Annotated in this window: 18 protein-coding genes; 14 read left to right on the top strand and 4 right to left on the bottom strand. The window is 32.1% G+C overall.

Annotated features, from left to right (window positions below):
• Window positions 1–26: 26 nt before the first annotated feature.
• From FBR08_RS00255 to FBR08_RS00205, 11 genes are all read left to right on the top strand, one after another.
• Window positions 27–1,322, top strand: coding sequence for a nucleotide sugar dehydrogenase (locus FBR08_RS00255; RefSeq protein ID WP_158960393.1), 1,296 nt, complete (start codon window positions 27–29; stop codon window positions 1,320–1,322).
• 11 nt (window positions 1,323–1,333) lie between these two features.
• A complete protein-coding gene (locus tag FBR08_RS00250) occupies window positions 1,334–2,629 on the top strand; it encodes a UDP-N-acetylglucosamine 1-carboxyvinyltransferase (protein WP_158960390.1) in 1,296 nt (431 codons plus the stop codon).
• A gap of 2 nt (window positions 2,630–2,631) precedes the next feature.
• Window positions 2,632–3,939 carry an oligosaccharide flippase family protein gene (locus tag FBR08_RS00245; protein WP_158960388.1) on the top strand — a complete coding sequence of 436 codons (1,308 nt, stop codon included), beginning with the start codon at window positions 2,632–2,634 and terminating at the stop codon, window positions 3,937–3,939.
• On the top strand, window positions 3,917–4,771 hold the full coding sequence (murB, locus tag FBR08_RS00240) for a UDP-N-acetylmuramate dehydrogenase (protein ID WP_158960385.1): 855 nt from the start codon (window positions 3,917–3,919) through the stop codon (window positions 4,769–4,771). Before FBR08_RS00245 ends, murB begins: the two co-directional genes overlap by 23 nt.
• Window positions 4,768–5,907 carry a glycosyltransferase family protein gene (locus FBR08_RS00235; RefSeq protein ID WP_158960382.1) on the top strand — a complete coding sequence of 380 codons (1,140 nt, stop codon included), beginning with the start codon at window positions 4,768–4,770 and terminating at the stop codon, window positions 5,905–5,907. Before murB ends, FBR08_RS00235 begins: the two co-directional genes overlap by 4 nt.
• Window positions 5,895–6,911, top strand: coding sequence for an O-antigen ligase family protein (locus FBR08_RS00230; RefSeq protein WP_158960379.1), 1,017 nt, complete (start codon window positions 5,895–5,897; stop codon window positions 6,909–6,911). The genes FBR08_RS00235 and FBR08_RS00230 overlap by 13 nt, the downstream gene beginning before the upstream one ends.
• A 186-nt stretch (window positions 6,912–7,097) precedes the next feature.
• Window positions 7,098–8,237 (top strand): glycosyltransferase family 4 protein, encoded by a 1,140-nt coding sequence (locus FBR08_RS00225; RefSeq protein ID WP_158960376.1) that lies wholly within the window; start codon window positions 7,098–7,100, stop codon window positions 8,235–8,237.
• Window positions 8,230–8,739: an acyltransferase gene (locus FBR08_RS00220; RefSeq protein WP_158960373.1), complete on the top strand. Its 510-nt coding sequence runs from the start codon at window positions 8,230–8,232 to the stop codon at window positions 8,737–8,739. Before FBR08_RS00225 ends, FBR08_RS00220 begins: the two co-directional genes overlap by 8 nt.
• A complete protein-coding gene (locus FBR08_RS00215; RefSeq protein ID WP_158960370.1) occupies window positions 8,736–9,485 on the top strand; it encodes a glycosyltransferase family 2 protein in 750 nt (249 codons plus the stop codon). Before FBR08_RS00220 ends, FBR08_RS00215 begins: the two co-directional genes overlap by 4 nt.
• A gap of 3 nt (window positions 9,486–9,488) precedes the next feature.
• A complete protein-coding gene (locus FBR08_RS00210; protein WP_158960367.1) occupies window positions 9,489–10,454 on the top strand; it encodes an MraY family glycosyltransferase in 966 nt (321 codons plus the stop codon).
• A gap of 33 nt (window positions 10,455–10,487) precedes the next feature.
• Complete coding sequence (locus tag FBR08_RS00205) at window positions 10,488–10,964, top strand: PglD-related sugar-binding protein (RefSeq protein WP_158960365.1); 477 nt, start codon at window positions 10,488–10,490, stop codon at window positions 10,962–10,964.
• A gap of 79 nt (window positions 10,965–11,043) precedes the next feature.
• On the opposite strand, the gene FBR08_RS00200 is transcribed toward FBR08_RS00205, so the two are convergent.
• Complete coding sequence (locus FBR08_RS00200) at window positions 11,044–11,250, bottom strand: hypothetical protein (protein ID WP_158960362.1); 207 nt, start codon at window positions 11,248–11,250, stop codon at window positions 11,044–11,046.
• Between the two features lie 42 nt (window positions 11,251–11,292).
• Here FBR08_RS00200 and tnpA point away from each other — a divergent pair, with 42 nt between their 5' ends.
• Genes tnpA through tnpC form a run of 3 tightly spaced genes read left to right on the top strand, consistent with a single transcriptional unit; the run spans window position 11,293 to window position 13,542 of the window.
• Window positions 11,293–11,580 carry an IS66 family insertion sequence element accessory protein TnpA gene (tnpA, locus tag FBR08_RS00195; RefSeq protein WP_158960359.1) on the top strand — a complete coding sequence of 96 codons (288 nt, stop codon included), beginning with the start codon at window positions 11,293–11,295 and terminating at the stop codon, window positions 11,578–11,580.
• A complete protein-coding gene (gene tnpB, locus FBR08_RS17090) occupies window positions 11,580–11,918 on the top strand; it encodes an IS66 family insertion sequence element accessory protein TnpB (RefSeq protein WP_071307249.1) in 339 nt (112 codons plus the stop codon). The genes tnpA and tnpB overlap by 1 nt, the downstream gene beginning before the upstream one ends.
• Before the next feature lie 49 nt (window positions 11,919–11,967).
• Window positions 11,968–13,542 (top strand): IS66 family transposase, encoded by a 1,575-nt coding sequence (gene tnpC, locus FBR08_RS00185; protein ID WP_158964101.1) that lies wholly within the window; start codon window positions 11,968–11,970, stop codon window positions 13,540–13,542.
• 46 nt (window positions 13,543–13,588) lie between these two features.
• On the opposite strand, the gene FBR08_RS00180 is transcribed toward tnpC, so the two are convergent.
• From FBR08_RS00180 to FBR08_RS00170, 3 genes are all read right to left on the bottom strand, one after another.
• Entirely contained in the window at window positions 13,589–13,834 is a 246-nt protein-coding gene (locus FBR08_RS00180; RefSeq protein WP_158960356.1) for a hypothetical protein, read from the bottom strand.
• Window positions 13,835–14,325: 491 nt separating this feature from the next.
• Window positions 14,326–14,955, bottom strand: a complete 630-nt coding sequence (locus FBR08_RS00175) for a hypothetical protein (RefSeq protein ID WP_158960354.1) — start codon at window positions 14,953–14,955, stop codon at window positions 14,326–14,328.
• Window positions 14,942–15,139, bottom strand: a complete 198-nt coding sequence (locus FBR08_RS00170) for a hypothetical protein (RefSeq protein WP_158960352.1) — start codon at window positions 15,137–15,139, stop codon at window positions 14,942–14,944. Before FBR08_RS00170 ends, FBR08_RS00175 begins: the two co-directional genes overlap by 14 nt.
• Window positions 15,140–15,167: the final 28 nt, after the last annotated feature.

Raw genomic sequence — 15,167 nt, 5'->3', positions numbered from 1 at the left:
AACACTAAAAATTACATTATACATTTATGAGTACACAACATAAAATTGCAGTTATCGGATTAGGATACGTAGGATTGCCATTGGCTCGTTTATTCGCAACTAAATTTCCAACCGTAGGTTTTGATATCAACCAAGGGCGTATCGCTGAATTAAGAGAAGGAAAAGACAGTACACTAGAAGTGGCAAACGAAATTTTGCAAGCGGTGACTGTAACGACAAATCCCGTTTTAGCTAATGAAGCAAAAGGGTTGTACTGTTCGTATGATTTAGGAGATATTACCGATTGTAATGTATTTGTAGTAACGGTACCAACACCGGTTGACAAGCACAATCGCCCTGATTTGACGCCTTTGTATAAAGCTTCTGAAACCGTGGGGAAAGTATTGAAAAAAGGAGATATCGTCATCTATGAATCAACCGTATACCCAGGCGTAACGGAAGAGGAATGTGTACCTGTTTTAGAACGTGTTTCTGGATTAAAATTCAACGTTGACTTTTTTGGTGGATATTCACCAGAGCGCATCAACCCTGGAGACAAAGAGCACACCGTAGAAAAAATATTAAAAGTAACGGCAGGTAGTACACCCGAAATAGGCGTGGTGGTTAATGATATCTACAAAGCTGTGATTACCGCAGGTACCCACTTAGCACCAACCATCAAAGTAGCAGAAGCAGCTAAAGTAATTGAAAACTCACAACGCGATATCAACATTGCCTTTGTCAATGAGTTAGCAAAAATTTTCAACCTATTGGATATCGATACGCATGCCGTATTAGAAGCAGCAGGAACGAAATGGAACTTCTTGCCTTTCAAACCCGGATTAGTAGGTGGGCATTGTATTGGGGTAGATCCGTACTATTTAGCGCAAAAAGCCATGGAAAAGGGGTATCACCCCGAAATTATCTTGGCAGGTCGTCGTTTAAACGATTCGATGGGCGAGTATGTAGCGTCTCAAGTAATCAAAACCATGATTAAAAAGGGCATTGATGTAAGCAAAGCTGAAGTGTTGATGTTAGGAGTTACCTTCAAAGAAAACTGCCCAGACGTGCGCAACACCAAAATTGTAGACGTTATCGCGGCTTTAGAAGATTATGGCGTACAAGTAACAACGTATGATCCGTGGGCAAACCCAGCAGAGGTAAAACACGAATATGGCGTAGTGAGTCATACAACATTGCCACAAGCCAAATATGACGCAGTGGTATTAGGAGTAGCACACAAAGAACTCTTAGCTTTAGACATCGACAAGCTGAAGAAAGACACGGCTATTGTCTATGACGTAAAAGGATTGTTGAAAGCAGGGGTTGATAGTAGATTGTAAAAAGTTTAAATATGGATGCTAATTATAATTTAAAAGCAAAAATAAAGGGTGGACAAATACCTAGTGGTGTTGTTCAGGTTAGTGGAGCTAAGAATTCAGCAACGAAATTGTTAGCTGCTGCATTAATAAGTGATGAGGAGATTGTGTTACAAAATTATCCAACGGAATTAGTTGATGCAAATTATAAAATTGATTTTATTCAAAAATTAGGAGGTAAGATTGATAAATTATCGAAGGAAGAAGAGTTAATAATTAATTCAACTAATTTTGAAAATAGAGAGTTAGATAGTTATAATTATTTGTTTAGAACTACTTATTTGTTAGTTCCTGGATTATTAAAAAAATCTGGAGAGGCTATGATTCCTTATCCTGGGGGGTGTAAGATTGGTCATAGAGGGTACGATTTACATATAAGTGCATGGGAGAGTTTTGGTGCTATAGTAACCGAAAAAGAAAATTATATTCATGTTACTATAGATGGAAAATTGAAGGGAACTGAAATTGATTTTCCAATAAGTACAATAGGAGGGACTGAAACTGCATTAATTTGTGGTAGTATCGCTGAGGGAAAAACTATAATTAAGAATGCCTATATTTCTCCTGAAGTTAATGATTTAATCTCATTTTTAAAGATGATGGGAGTAAATATAAAAGTAATAGGATCAAGTTATATTGAAATTGAAGGGAAACAATATTTAAGAGGAGGGTGTTATAAGGTGATGCCTGATAGAATTGAGGCAATAACTTGGATTGTGTACGGAATTCTTAGTGGAGGAAGTATTCTTGTAAAAGATATACCTTTTAGTACATTAGAAATTCCTTTAATACATTTGAGAGAAATGGGGATTAGTATTTATAGAAATGATAATAATGTATATATAGATGGCAGTGTTATAGATAATGAGTCAATTCAACCATTTGAATTAGCTACGGGGACATATCCTGGTATTATCTCTGATATGCAACCTTTCTTTGTTTTATTAGCATTACACGCTTCTGGTAGGAGTAGAGTTTATGATTATAGGTACCCTGAAAGGATAAAATATTGTGAAGAGTTGTCTAAAATGTATAATAATTCTATTGTTGCAAAACATGGGGAAATTGTAATTTCAGGAAGTGTTGATGCTAAGCCAATTGCTAATAATGTGGTCTCTACAGATTTGAGAGGAAGTATGGCTTTATTAATTGGCGCATTATTAGCTAGTGGTGAATCTGAGATTAGTGGAATAGATATGGCTTTAAGAGGATATAATAAGCTAGAAGAAAAGTTAAAAGGATTAGGAGTTGTAATTGAATTAATTAATTAGTTTTGAAAACAAGAAGCTTTATAAAAGACTTTTTAAGTATTGGTGTCTCAAAATTATTGATAATTCTTTGTGGATTAATTTCTACCATTGTTATTGCAAGATATTTGGGGCCGATTAATAATGGAATTATTGCTACAATAGCTGTTTATCCATCTTTGTTTATGAGTTTTGGTTCTTTGGGTGTATCACAATCTGTTACATATCTTTTAGGACAAGAAATTTATTCAGAAAAAAAAATCAAAGAGGCTGTTATCCAAATTTGGTGTTTTACAAGTATTTTATCTTTAGTTATTTGTTATTTTTTAATTAAAGAATTTACGAGTATTGATAGCAAAGAGCTTTGGATACTATTAGGGATTTTACCTATTCCATTTACTTTATTTAATGTATATAATTCTGGTATCTATTTAGGAAAAAATAGAATAAAGGAATATAATAGGGTTTCATGGTTGCCGAGTTTTATAACTTTACTGTCTAATTTCGTATTAGTTTATTTTATGGAATTAGGTGTTACAGGGGTATTAATAAGTTTGATTATTGGACCTCTAACAATGTCTTTGATTTTGATATTTTACAATGGTTTTTTAGATAGCTTTAGTTTACGTATAGATAAAAAAATTCTTAGTCAAATGTTATCTTTAGGATTGATTTATGCTCTTTCTCTATTGCTTATTAATTTGAATTATAAGGTAGATGTAATTTTACTTGATAAATTGAGTACTCAAGAAGAGATTGGTCTATATTCAAAAGGTGTAGTAATAGCTGAATATCTGTGGCAAATACCTATGTTGTTTAGTACAATTGTTTTTGCAAGAAGTGCTGTTGCAAAGGACGGTCGAAGTTTTTCTATGAAAGTGGCAATGTTATTAAGATTATCATTTTTGTCAATTGGAATATTTTCACTTGTACTTTATTTTTTATCAAATGAGATTACTTCTATTCTTTTTGGAGAAGAGTTTTATAGGAGTGGGGATGTATTGAAAAGTCTTTTACCAGGAGTTTTGATTTTGACTGTTTTCAAAGTTATGAATATGGATTTAGCAGGAAAAGGAAAGCCTTGGATTGCTATTTATGCCATGTTGCCTGCGTTAATTATTAATGTGATTTTTAATTATATTTTAATTGGCGAGTATGGTGCGAAAGGATCCGCAATTGCTTCGACCATAAGTTATTCTACAGCTGGTATTATGTTTCTTTTTTTTTATAGTAAAACAGTAAAAATACCTATAAAAGAAATCATCAGGCCAAGAAAACAAGATTTTATGTATTTTAAAATATTATTCGAGTATGTTAAAAATTTTAAATTGTAATTTAAAGGAATACAATTCTTATAAAGTAGAAGCTTTTTGTAGAGTTGCTTATTTTATTGATTCTGAAGAAGATATAAAGAATATTTTCAATGTAGAGAAAGATGTTGTTATTATAGGGAGTGGTCATAATATTATTTTATCAAAAAAATATTATGATAGTGCATTTATTATAATGGCAAAAGAGTTTTCGAAAATAACAGAATTAAGTGGTGATAGATTACATGTTCAAGCAGGCGTATTTACAAAAGATCTTGCTGAGTATGCTCTAAAAAAATCATTATCTGGAGTAGAGGTTTTTTATGATATACCAAGCTCTATCGGAGGAGCAGTTGTTATGAACGCTGGCGCGAGTGGAGAAGAAATCTGTAATTTAGTTGAATTAGTTACTTGTTATAATGTCGATAAAGGAGAGTTTATTGAATTTGATAATAAGCAAAGTCAGTTTAGTTATAGAAATAGTTTCTTTCAACAAAATAAAAACCTTATAGTGCTATCTGCGGTATTGTGTTTATCTAAGGGAATTGAAGAAGAAATTAGTAAAAAAATGTCGGATATAAAAGAATTAAGGCATTCTAAACAACCAAAAGATTTTCCAAATGCAGGTAGTGTATTTAAAAGACCAGAAGGGAGGTTTGTTGGACCAATGTTAGATGAGTTGGAGTTAAAGGGATATACTATTGGAGGGGCTCAGGTTTCTAAAAAACATAGTGGATTCATCGTTAATATTGGTGATGCTGAAGGAAAAGATATTTTAAACTTGATTAGTTACATACAGAAATTGGTATACGAAAAGTTTGAGGTGATTTTGGAAGTTGAACAAAGAATTATATGAAAGTAGTTTATTTGATTTATAACGGTAGCAACGGGCTTGGAGGACATTTTAGAAGTTTGAAAGGATTATGTGTTAATTGGCCTATTGATTTTGAGTATTTTATATTTCAGTTTGGAAAGGTATCTTCCCCGGTTATAGAGAGTATTGAGAAGTCTAAATTCATCAAATCAACATTCTTAGCCTTATATGAAATCATTTATTTATCAAAATATGTAAAAAATAATGAAATTACTATCATACATTGTTATGATAGTATTTCTTTCTTTATAGGTAGAATAGTTAGTTTTTTTACAGGTGTAAAGCTATTGTATACAAAATGCGGAGGTCCAAATTTTGCATATACCCCTAAATGTAATTCTACAATATTGTTTTCATTAGAGAACTTTGATTATTTGCAAGATAATAATAAAGAGAAAATTGATTATTATCTTATTCCTAATAGAATAATTTTACCTAAATGTGATGATATCTTATTGCAAAAATTAAAAAGTGAAATTTCTTATAGTAAATCAAAAGAGTATGTTTTTAGAATAGGAAATATTAATAGTTATTATAAAGATTCGATTAGAGCTGCTTTTGAAGTAGCTAATAGTCGAAATTCGGAAAATTTTAAATCAGTTGTTGTTATAATTGGTAAAGAATATGATGATAGCTTAGTAAAAATTATTAATGATTTTGGAAATATAGAATATTATCATTTGAATGATGATGATTATACTGGCGAGGCAAGTAAATGTTTATTTGTTGCAGATATAGTTTTAGGAACAGGAAGAGGTGCTATGGAAGCAATAGGCTTAGATAAAGAGGTTTTTTTATACAGTTCAGTACTAAAGCAAGTGATTAAAGTATCAAATGAAAATTTTATGAATTGTTTATATTATAATTTCTCCGAAAGATATGAGCATCTCGAATTAGTAGGCTTAAACCAAGAAAATAATTTAGGCGATTATTATAAAGAGTATTGTGATGCGTTTATTGGAAATAAAAAAGTGTTATCACTTTATGAAAAAGTTATTTTAAGTGATAAAAAAAATAAGTTTTACTTAGTGGACTTTTTGAAAAACTACTATCGATATTTAAAATCAAATATACCTTTTAAAAAGCAAATAAGTAAATTTTTAGTATGGAGAAAGTAAAAAGGTATAATTTATTTTGGATTTTTTGTTCCTTGATGATTTATTCTTATATACCATCTATCATAGGCCTTAGTCCATTTTTTGTCACCGTTTTTTTTCAAGGTTTTGGTATTGTGCTTAGTCTAATTGTTATAAATTATGGAGTAAGAACAAATACATTCTTAGTAGACAAATATAGTAGATTATTATTTCTATTTTGGTTATTGTATTTTTTAAGAATGCTCTATTCCCTTTATTTCGATAAGACTTTAAAACATAGTGACTATTTGTATGAAGACATTAATAAGTATGTCACTTATAATTTCCAATTAGGATTACTTATCATGTCATTGTCTACCTATAAGATAAAGGACTTAGAACCATTATTATTATGGTTTTATAAGGTATTGTTTATATTTTGTTTTATTTCTTTATTTTTTAATTTAATGAAGGAAGATGCACAAAGTAGAGCTGATGCAAATTCTTATATTCCGACTTTACTTTATGGACAGTATGGTGCTTCTTTATTTTTATTATCAATTATTATAAAAATGAATAATACTGATAAAAAAGTACCTAATCTATTGCTAATAACAGGAATGGTCGTTGGTTTAATAACTGTTATAATTGCTGGTTCAAGATCAGGAATTTTAGCTGTATTGTTAGCATTTTTATTTTACTCAATTGTCAAAAAAGGTAACTCTATACTAAGCTTTTTATTTAAGATAGTTATATTGTTTTGTACATTGATTATATATTTCAATGTAAGTGCTTCAATTGAAGTTTTAGCATATTTTGCTCCAGAATTTGGGGATAGATTAGGTAAAGTTTTTTTAGCTCAACAAATAGATTTAGGACCTAGAGAAATTTTGTTTAATGATGCAGTAATACAATTTTTAGAAGCACCATTTTTTGGGAGTCATTTTGTTTTAACTTTTGGTATGGGAAAAGGATGGTATCCACATAATATTTTTTTAGAATCATTGATAAATGTAGGTGTTGTAGGTGTTGTTTTTTTGTTGTAGTTTTGATTAAAAGCTTATTTATTAGTTGGAAATTAGTTAAAAATAATAATAGTTATTTGTGGATTGGAGTCGTTTTTATTCAATTTTTATTATTTTCATTCTCTTCAATGCCAATTTTAAGACATCATTTGTTATTTGGTTTGATAAGTTTATTGTTGGTTATAAATAAAGATAAAAAAAAATTAAATGAATAGTATTATAGTTCATGCTTGGACACTGTTTAAGGTTGAGGATGAGTATTTTATACCTTATACACATTGGGTTTATCTTAATGAAATCGTCAAATATTATGATGAAGTTTGGCTAATGTCTCCTGTAAAAGTAGTAAAGGATTTAAATAAAGGGTTTATAAGCTTAAACGATTTTACTAATCTCTATATTAATGAATTACCCTATAGTAGTGGATACATTGATACAATTAAATATTTTCCTTTTTACTATAATGCCTATAAAAAATTATCTAAAACATGTAATAGAGTTTATACTAGATATCCAGGACCTTTTGGCTGGTTACAAATGTTTTTTTTTGAAAAAGAAAATAGAATTATTCATTATGTTGGAGATCCTGTAGATACGATTGTTAATAATCCCAATTTAAGTTCTTTAAAGAAGTCGTTGTACAGAATGTTTTTTAAACCTGAAGATTTTATGTTCAAATTAGCTTCAAAAAAAGCAACTGTTTATACTAATGGTCATCATATTGCTAAAAAATTGAGTAAAAAGGGGATAGTTGCAACTCCAATGATTTCTACAACGTTAAATAACGAGGATTTTTATTTTATAAATAAAACGTTAAATTTAAGTTCTCCAAAGTTTATTTATGTTGGTTATTTACGCAAAGCAAAAGGTGTAGACACTGTATTAAAGGCTTTTAATTTGATTCAAAAGAAGACAAATGGAGCAACTTTAACTATAGTTGGTACTGGTGAAAGTGAGAAAGAACTTAAGAAATTAGTCCAAGTGGAAGACATAAAAAATGTTGTTTTTACAGGTCATGTAGATCAACGAAAAGAATTAAATGAGTTATTAAGAGGACATGATGTTTTTGTTTTTGGTTCTTTATCAGAAGGTTCTCCGAGAGTTATACTTGAAGCAATGGCTAATGGGTTAGCTGTTGTTAGTACGCCTGTTGGTAGTTTACCTTCAACTTTTGTGGATAAAGAAGAAATCTTATTTGCAGAATTTAATAGTCCAAAAGATTTTGCAAATAAAATGAATGATATGTGTAATAATAAGTTTTATAATGAATTACGAGAGAATTCTTTTAATAAAGTAAAGACATATACAATAGAAAGTTTTTTAAAAAAAATATTTAAGAATGCATAAAGTTTCAATTATATATTCTTGGTTTGTAAGAAGTGTATTGTTTTTCTTTCCAAATATACCTGTCATTATGAGGTTTAGAGGATTTCTCTATTCCTTAATGATGAAAGAATGTGGGAGAAATTTTCAAGTAGCGGCAGATGTCTATTTTAGTACTTTAACTGGAATTAGGATTGGTGATAATGTTTATATTGCTCCCCGTAATACAATTATTGCATTAAACCTTGAGATTCAGAATGATGTAATTATTGGACCAAATTGTGTTATTTCTGGAGGTAATCATCAATATGATGGGCATTCATTTAGATTTGCTAAATCAAAAATTGATTCGGTTGTAATCGAGCAAGGTGCGTGGGTATCGGGTAATTGTACAATTGTTGCTGGATCTATTTTGCCAAAAGGATCTATTTTGGCAGGAGGGGCTGTGTTGACTAAAAAGTTTGATGTGCCTAATTCTATTTATGCAGGAGTACCTGCAAAATTTATAAAGAATCATATTTCATGAAAGTATCAATAATAACTCCAGTCTATAATGCAGAACGATTTCTAAGAGAAACTGCAGAATCCGTTATCAATCAAACATACCAAGATTGGGAATGGATTTTGGTAAACGATTGTTCAACTGATGATTCTTGGAGTATTATGCAAGAATTGGCCGATAAAGATAATCGTATCAAAATATTTTCAAATAGCGAGAATTTAAAGTCTGGAAAAACAAGAAACTTTGCGATAAAACAAGCAATAGGTAGGTATATTGCCTTTCTTGATGCGGATGATAAGTGGCATGTAGATAAACTTGCAATACAGATTCCGTTTATGATGCAAAATGATTATTATTTCTCTCATACATCTTATGGATATTTAGATGAATTGGGGAATAAGATAAAATCTACACTTCATGTTAGTAAAGAAGTTGATTATCAGCACTTGCTAAAACGTACGGAGATCAGTTGTTTGACAGCGGTATACGATGCAGAAAAAATAGGCAAGTTTTATATGTCTGAGCATGCAAGAAAACAAGATTATGCTTTGTGGTTATCAATTTTAAAAAGTGGTGTAAAATCTTACGGTATAGACAAAGAGTTAGCCTATTATAGACAGGTTAAAAACTCAGCGACAAGTAGTAAGCATAAACTTATTCTAAAGCATATTGATTTTTTAAAAGATACACAAGGTTTTGGAACTATTAAAGCCATGTATTATACAGGTTATTGGATGATTAATGGTTTTATACGTTATTTTATAAAATAAAAAATGGAATACATTCTACTAGTAGCAATACTATTTATTGCCGAATTAGTGTACTTTAAAATTGCAGATAAGTACAACATTATAGATAAACCCAATGAGCGAAGCTCGCATACCCAAATTACCTTAAGAGGAGGGGGCGTAGTTTTTTACTTCGGAGCTTTAGCCTTCTTTATCTATTCGGGGTTTGCGTATCCGTACTTCTTTTTGGGATTAACCGCTATTACGATTATTAGTTTTTTAGATGATATTTTTACCCTATCCAATAAAATACGCCTGCTGATTCATTTGATTTCGGTGCTCTTGATGTTTTATCAATGGGATTTATTTTCGCTGTCATGGATGTGGATTCTACCTGCGTTAATTGGCGTAATAGGAACAATCAACGCCTATAACTTCATGGACGGTATCAACGGAATTACCGCTTGGTATAGCATGGTTGTATTGGCTTTGTTAGCTTTGGTAAATACCGATGTACACTTTGTAGATGAAAACCTAATTATGTTTGTTATGCTAGGTGCTGCAGTATTTGCATTCTTTAACTTTAGAAATAAGGCAAAAGCTTTTGCAGGTGATGTAGGAAGTGTTTGTATGGCCTTTATTGTGGTATTCTTGTTAGGGCAGCTGATTATTACTACTGGAAATTTTATTTATATTCTCTTCTTAGTGGTTTATGGTATCGATACCGTTTGGACTATCGTTAGACGATTACTAAAAAAAGAAAATATCTTTCAGGCGCATCGTTCTCACTTATACCAATATTTGAGTAATGAAGCGGGCATCAATAAGTTATATGTTGCTTTTGCTTATGGAGTTATTCAATATCTAATCGGTACTTCCGTAATTTCATTAACGCAAGAATCAACAACGGTACAGATAGGAGTAAGTATTGGAATTTTAGTGGTATTAAGCGGTGGATATTTACTATTGAAGCGCAATATCATTCACAAATATGTAGAGCCTAAAAACTAGCGAAGTCTTTTATTTTTAAATAAGCAGATACAGATGAAAAAGATAATGATTTACGGAAAAGGAGGCCATGGTAAGGTTGTAGAAGATACAATCTATCAGATTAATCAAGCAATTGAGGTAGCTTATTTTGATGACACAAGTAATCCGTATCGTGCAGATTATGAACCAGAAGCCAAAGTAATTATTGGTATTGGAAATAATGAAGTACGCCAAAGAATCTCTACGGAAGTAAAACATGCCTTTGATACAGTTATTCACCCAACGGCTTATGTATCCCCTTCTGCTGAAATTGGAGAAGGCACAGTGGTATTAGCTAATGCTGTAGTACAAGCCAATGCGAAAGTAGGGAAACATTGTATCATCAATGCCAATGTAACAATCGATCACGATGCGATTATAGAAGATTTTGTATGTACGTATCCTGCATCATATGTAGCAGGATTTGCTCGTGTCACGGCCTTACAAACATTAAAACCAGGACAAGTGGTTTGGAAATCGGAAGTATTTTAGTAGAAAATATAAATAACAAAAAAAGGATTGTTCAGCGAACAATCCTTTTTTTGTTTACTTATCGGTGAACGGTTAACGGTTAACGGTTAACGGTTAACGGTTTGGGTTTTCTGAGTAGACATTTGTTCGCTAATCGAAAGAATTGAGGGTTGATTGTTGATGGTTGATTGTTGATTGTTGATGGTTGATTGTTGATTGTTGATGGTTGATGGTTGATTGACAAACAACGAACGACAAACAACGAACAACGAACAACAGTATGCACCCCAGCAAGTGCATGTTTCATAATATAATGTAAGGAAGTAAGTTTGCTTTAAATAATAAAGAGATGAGCAAACAAGAAATTATGTACTCTCATGTAGAGGATTGGCAAATAAGTGGATTAACACAATCCAAGTATTGTGAAAGTGTTGGAATTAAGTTAGCGACATTTAGTTATTGGGTAGTAAAGTTTAAGAGTGAAACAGAGCGAGAATGCTCAAGTAACTTTATAGCAATAGGTAAAACACCTAAAACAGAAGGTAAAGAATACGAAATTGTATACCCTAATGGAGTGAAACTTCATGTAGAAACAAAAGACTTAAGTGAACTCTATTCATTAGTAAACCTTGTGTAATGTTTAGTCTGAGTAGTAGTCATCAATTCTACTTGTATAAATCAGCTTGTGATATGCGCAAGAGTTTCGATAGTCTATGTGGTCTTGTTCAAAACGAGCTTAATCAAGTCGCTCATAATGGAAGTGTCTACGTGTTTATTAATCGTCGATGTAATCAGATGAAACTCTTACACTGGGAAACAGGTGGTTTTGTGTTATATCACAAGCGATTAGAACAAGGTACTTTTGCTTTTCCTATTCATAATCGGACTCAAATCAGTTGGAGTGATTTGGTACTTATGATTGAAGGAATACAAGTGATAAAAAGTAGTCAAAAAAGGCGGTTTTCCATGAGATAAAACAGCCTTAATTCTTGTATAAGTAAGGCTTTTGACGTATATTTACTTCATGGAAATAGACTTAGAAAACTTATCGAAACAAGAACTTTTGGCACTTATAAAACAGCAGTCAAAAACTATTTCCAAGCAAGAAAAAGTAAATACTAAGTTAGAGAAGAAAACTATTAGCTTAGAAGAAAAGACCTCTAAACTAGAAGAAAAAAATACAGAACTGGAATATCGTGTAAAGCTACTTGAGCGCATGAAGTTCGGTCAAAGCCGAGAACGTTTTGAGGATCCCAATCAAACTCAATTACCTTTAGATGTTGAACAAGCAGTCTTAGAGGAACAAGAAGAAGTAATCAAACAAGAGATTACCTACTCTCGTGAGAAAAAGAAACATCCAGGACGAGCTAAACTACCAGATCATTTACCCGTAGAAGAAATAGAAATACATCCTGAGGGAGATTTATCTGATATGATTTGCATTGGTAAAGAAACTACAGATGTGTTAGATTATGTTCCTGGTTACTTTAAAATCAAGCGTTACATCCGATATAAATACGCTACTAAAGGTAAAGACAACACTCAAATTAGTATTGGTGAGCTTCCTGAGCGAATTATAGATAAAGGAATCCCTTCAGAGGGATTATTATCCACAATACTTGTAGATAAATATGTTGACCACCTTCCTCTTTATAGACAAAAGCAACGCTTTTCCAGAGAAAACATCGATATAGCTTCTTCTACAATAGATGGTTGGGCGGCTCAAAGCATGGATGCTTTAAAGCCACTATACCAAAAGCTGGTGATGGACATCAAAAACGAAGGTTATCTCCAAGTTGATGAAACCACCATCAAAGTCTTAGATGAGAAAAAGAAAGACAAAACTCATCTTGGCTACTATTGGGTGTATCACGCACCTATATCCAAGCTTGTAATGTTTAATTACAGTCCTACTCGTAGCGGTAGTGCTGCACTGCCTATATTAAAAAACTTCAAAGGATATCTGCAAACTGATGGATTTAGCGGCTACCAAGCCTATGGAAATAAGTCAGATGTTACACATCTTGCTTGTTGGGCACATGCTCGACGTGAATTTGAAAAAGCTTTAGATAACGATAGAAAAAGGGCGCAGCATGTACTAGTAGAAATACAGAAGTTATATGCTATAGAGAGAAAAGCTCAAGAACAAAACTTAGCTCCTGATCAAATCAAAGAACTTCGTCTAGATGAAAGTTTACCAATCATCAACAAGCTTGGTAAATATATGATTGCTCAGATGAATCTTACCTTACCTCAAAGTAGAATAGGTAAAGCTTTTGCGTACTCTCAAAAAAGATGGAGTAATCTAAGTGATTACTTACACAATGGAAACTTGCAGATAGACAATAATCTTGTTGAAAATGTAATCAGACCTGTAGCAATTGGTCGTAAAAACTATCTCTTTGCCGGTTCTCATGATGCAGCACAAAGAGCAGCTATGGCCTATACGTTTTTTGCTAACTGCAAAAAGCATGACATTAATCCATATCAATGGCTAAAGTATGTTCTTGAAAATATTCAATCCATCAACCACAAGAATATCGCTGACTTATATCCTCATAATTACAAGAAACTTATCCTGGATAATGTAGAAGAATAATTAGATCTCACAAGATGTACTTGCTCGGGTGCATACGAACAACAAACTATTCCACCGGTTCCTTCAGTTGTTGTAAGGTAGTCACTACTTCCAGGATGTTGTGGATATCTGTGGAGGTGAGTAGTAGTTCATCTTCGTTGTCTGTACAGTGTTGTACATAGTAGTAGAACAGGTCGTTGATACTTTGAGCATAAGCTGCAAAATTGGCGTTTTGTTCATGGAGCATGTGCAATAAAGCCAAGTTGTGCTGATCATTCATCTGGGATGCTGGAAGGGCTGTACATGTAGTCATAAGCCATAGTTTTTAGAAAAATAGAAAACTCGTACGGTTTAGATGTCCTAACGTTTACATACTTTGTTTTACGCTTACGGTTGTTTCCAATACCGCCATCATGCCATACGAGTAAAATCCTTTCTTTTTATGAAAGTATGTAATTAAATAGGAGTTGTAAAATAAAGTGTTTTTATTCTGAATTACAAGTGTAAGTAATTGAAAATCTGTGTTTTATTTGTTTTGTGAACGAGATTTATAGTTTGTGTTTGTTTAGTAAACAGTTAGCTGTTATCACTTATCTGTTATGGGTTGAGATCTTCTGAATAGCAAAATTGTTCTCTAATCGAAAGAATTGAATAACGGGTGGTGAGATGATGAGATGGTTGTTGTTGAGATTTTCTGAGTAGGCATTTGTTCTTTAATCGAAAGAGTTACACAAAAAAACAACAATCAAAAAAACAAAAAAGCGAACAACAAAAAAACAAACAACAAAAAAGCAAATCGGAGATTCACCTCTCGCAGATAATCACATTAAACATTTCTCTCAACATTTTTCGGAAGCTTTTGCCGTATTTTTTTTCCAATTCATCAGGAGATAGGGGTGTTGTGATATGAAGCTTCGGATAGTTATGATCAAAGCGCTGTTCATAAAAATGTTCAACAATGTTGTAAATCACATCGCAAGGAGTGCCATAGTGTTTTGCGATAAACTCTTTGCCTAAATTATCCAAGCAAAGACTTTTGGCATTGTTTGCAAAGATGGGAGTGAAAATTTCATGGCCTTTGCACGAAAAATTTTGTGCCAATAGACGGCATACTTTGATGTCGTAATTTTTTTTGTATGGAAAAAAGGGTTGCGTTAAACGCATATAAGCCGTTTTTCCAATTCCTTCTTCGCCCATAAGTAAAAGCCCTTTATTGGGGTCTAGCTTAAAATGGGCCATGGTTTTCTGGTCTTCAATTGCGTAGGCAATAAGCATGTGATAAATGTTATATTGCTGTGGGGTGATGGTAAAATGATAACCAAAAAAAGATTTTCCGCGTTCAAGAATGAAAGCATGGCATTTGTCGAGATTGTATGTTTTTTCTCGACCTAAGAGTGTGTACGTATCCTTGAGTTGAAGTTTATAATTGCTCATAAAATTTATTTTTTTTAATGGGTTGGGTTTTTTCTTTATCTGTTTTTTGTTTTATATGTTTATATATGTGTACCACTTCTTGTTCGCTACTTGTACCACTACTTGTATCACTACTTGTATCACTACTTGTATCACTACTTGTATCACTACTTGTATCACTACTTGTATCACTACTTGTATACATAGTGGTACGAGTATTACTGCGTGTATCA

The sequence above is a fragment of the Myroides fluvii genome, assembly GCF_009792295.1.
In the GTDB taxonomy this organism is placed as follows: Bacteria; Bacteroidota; Bacteroidia; order Flavobacteriales; family Flavobacteriaceae; genus Flavobacterium; species Flavobacterium fluvii_A.
Note: the sequence above shows the minus strand (reverse complement) of the source record. Positions and strands in the feature narration are given on the sequence as shown.

Bases quoted from the DNA above. Each gene is read 5' to 3' on its own strand.
- tnpB (WP_071307249.1), top strand. From the start codon at position 11,580: ATGTTTAGTCTGAGTAGTAGTCATCAATTCTACTTGTATAAATCAGCT.
- FBR08_RS00200 (WP_158960362.1), bottom strand. From the start codon at position 11,250: ATGAAACATGCACTTGCTGGGGTGCATACTGTTGTTCGTTGTTCGTTG.
- FBR08_RS00225 (WP_158960376.1), top strand. From the start codon at position 7,098: ATGAATAGTATTATAGTTCATGCTTGGACACTGTTTAAGGTTGAGGAT.
- tnpA (WP_158960359.1), top strand. From the start codon at position 11,293: ATGAGCAAACAAGAAATTATGTACTCTCATGTAGAGGATTGGCAAATA.
- FBR08_RS00210 (WP_158960367.1), top strand. From the start codon at position 9,489: ATGGAATACATTCTACTAGTAGCAATACTATTTATTGCCGAATTAGTG.
- murB (WP_158960385.1), top strand. From the start codon at position 3,917: ATGTTAAAAATTTTAAATTGTAATTTAAAGGAATACAATTCTTATAAA.
- FBR08_RS00175 (WP_158960354.1), bottom strand. From the start codon at position 14,955: ATGAGCAATTATAAACTTCAACTCAAGGATACGTACACACTCTTAGGT.
- FBR08_RS00230 (WP_158960379.1), top strand. From the start codon at position 5,895: ATGGAGAAAGTAAAAAGGTATAATTTATTTTGGATTTTTTGTTCCTTG.
- FBR08_RS00220 (WP_158960373.1), top strand. From the start codon at position 8,230: ATGCATAAAGTTTCAATTATATATTCTTGGTTTGTAAGAAGTGTATTG.
- FBR08_RS00205 (WP_158960365.1), top strand. From the start codon at position 10,488: ATGAAAAAGATAATGATTTACGGAAAAGGAGGCCATGGTAAGGTTGTA.
- FBR08_RS00170 (WP_158960352.1), bottom strand. From the start codon at position 15,139: ATGTATACAAGTAGTGATACAAGTAGTGATACAAGTAGTGATACAAGT.
- FBR08_RS00215 (WP_158960370.1), top strand. From the start codon at position 8,736: ATGAAAGTATCAATAATAACTCCAGTCTATAATGCAGAACGATTTCTA.
- FBR08_RS00250 (WP_158960390.1), top strand. From the start codon at position 1,334: ATGGATGCTAATTATAATTTAAAAGCAAAAATAAAGGGTGGACAAATA.
- FBR08_RS00180 (WP_158960356.1), bottom strand. From the start codon at position 13,834: ATGACTACATGTACAGCCCTTCCAGCATCCCAGATGAATGATCAGCAC.
- FBR08_RS00235 (WP_158960382.1), top strand. From the start codon at position 4,768: ATGAAAGTAGTTTATTTGATTTATAACGGTAGCAACGGGCTTGGAGGA.
- FBR08_RS00255 (WP_158960393.1), top strand. From the start codon at position 27: ATGAGTACACAACATAAAATTGCAGTTATCGGATTAGGATACGTAGGA.
- tnpC (WP_158964101.1), top strand. From the start codon at position 11,968: ATGGAAATAGACTTAGAAAACTTATCGAAACAAGAACTTTTGGCACTT.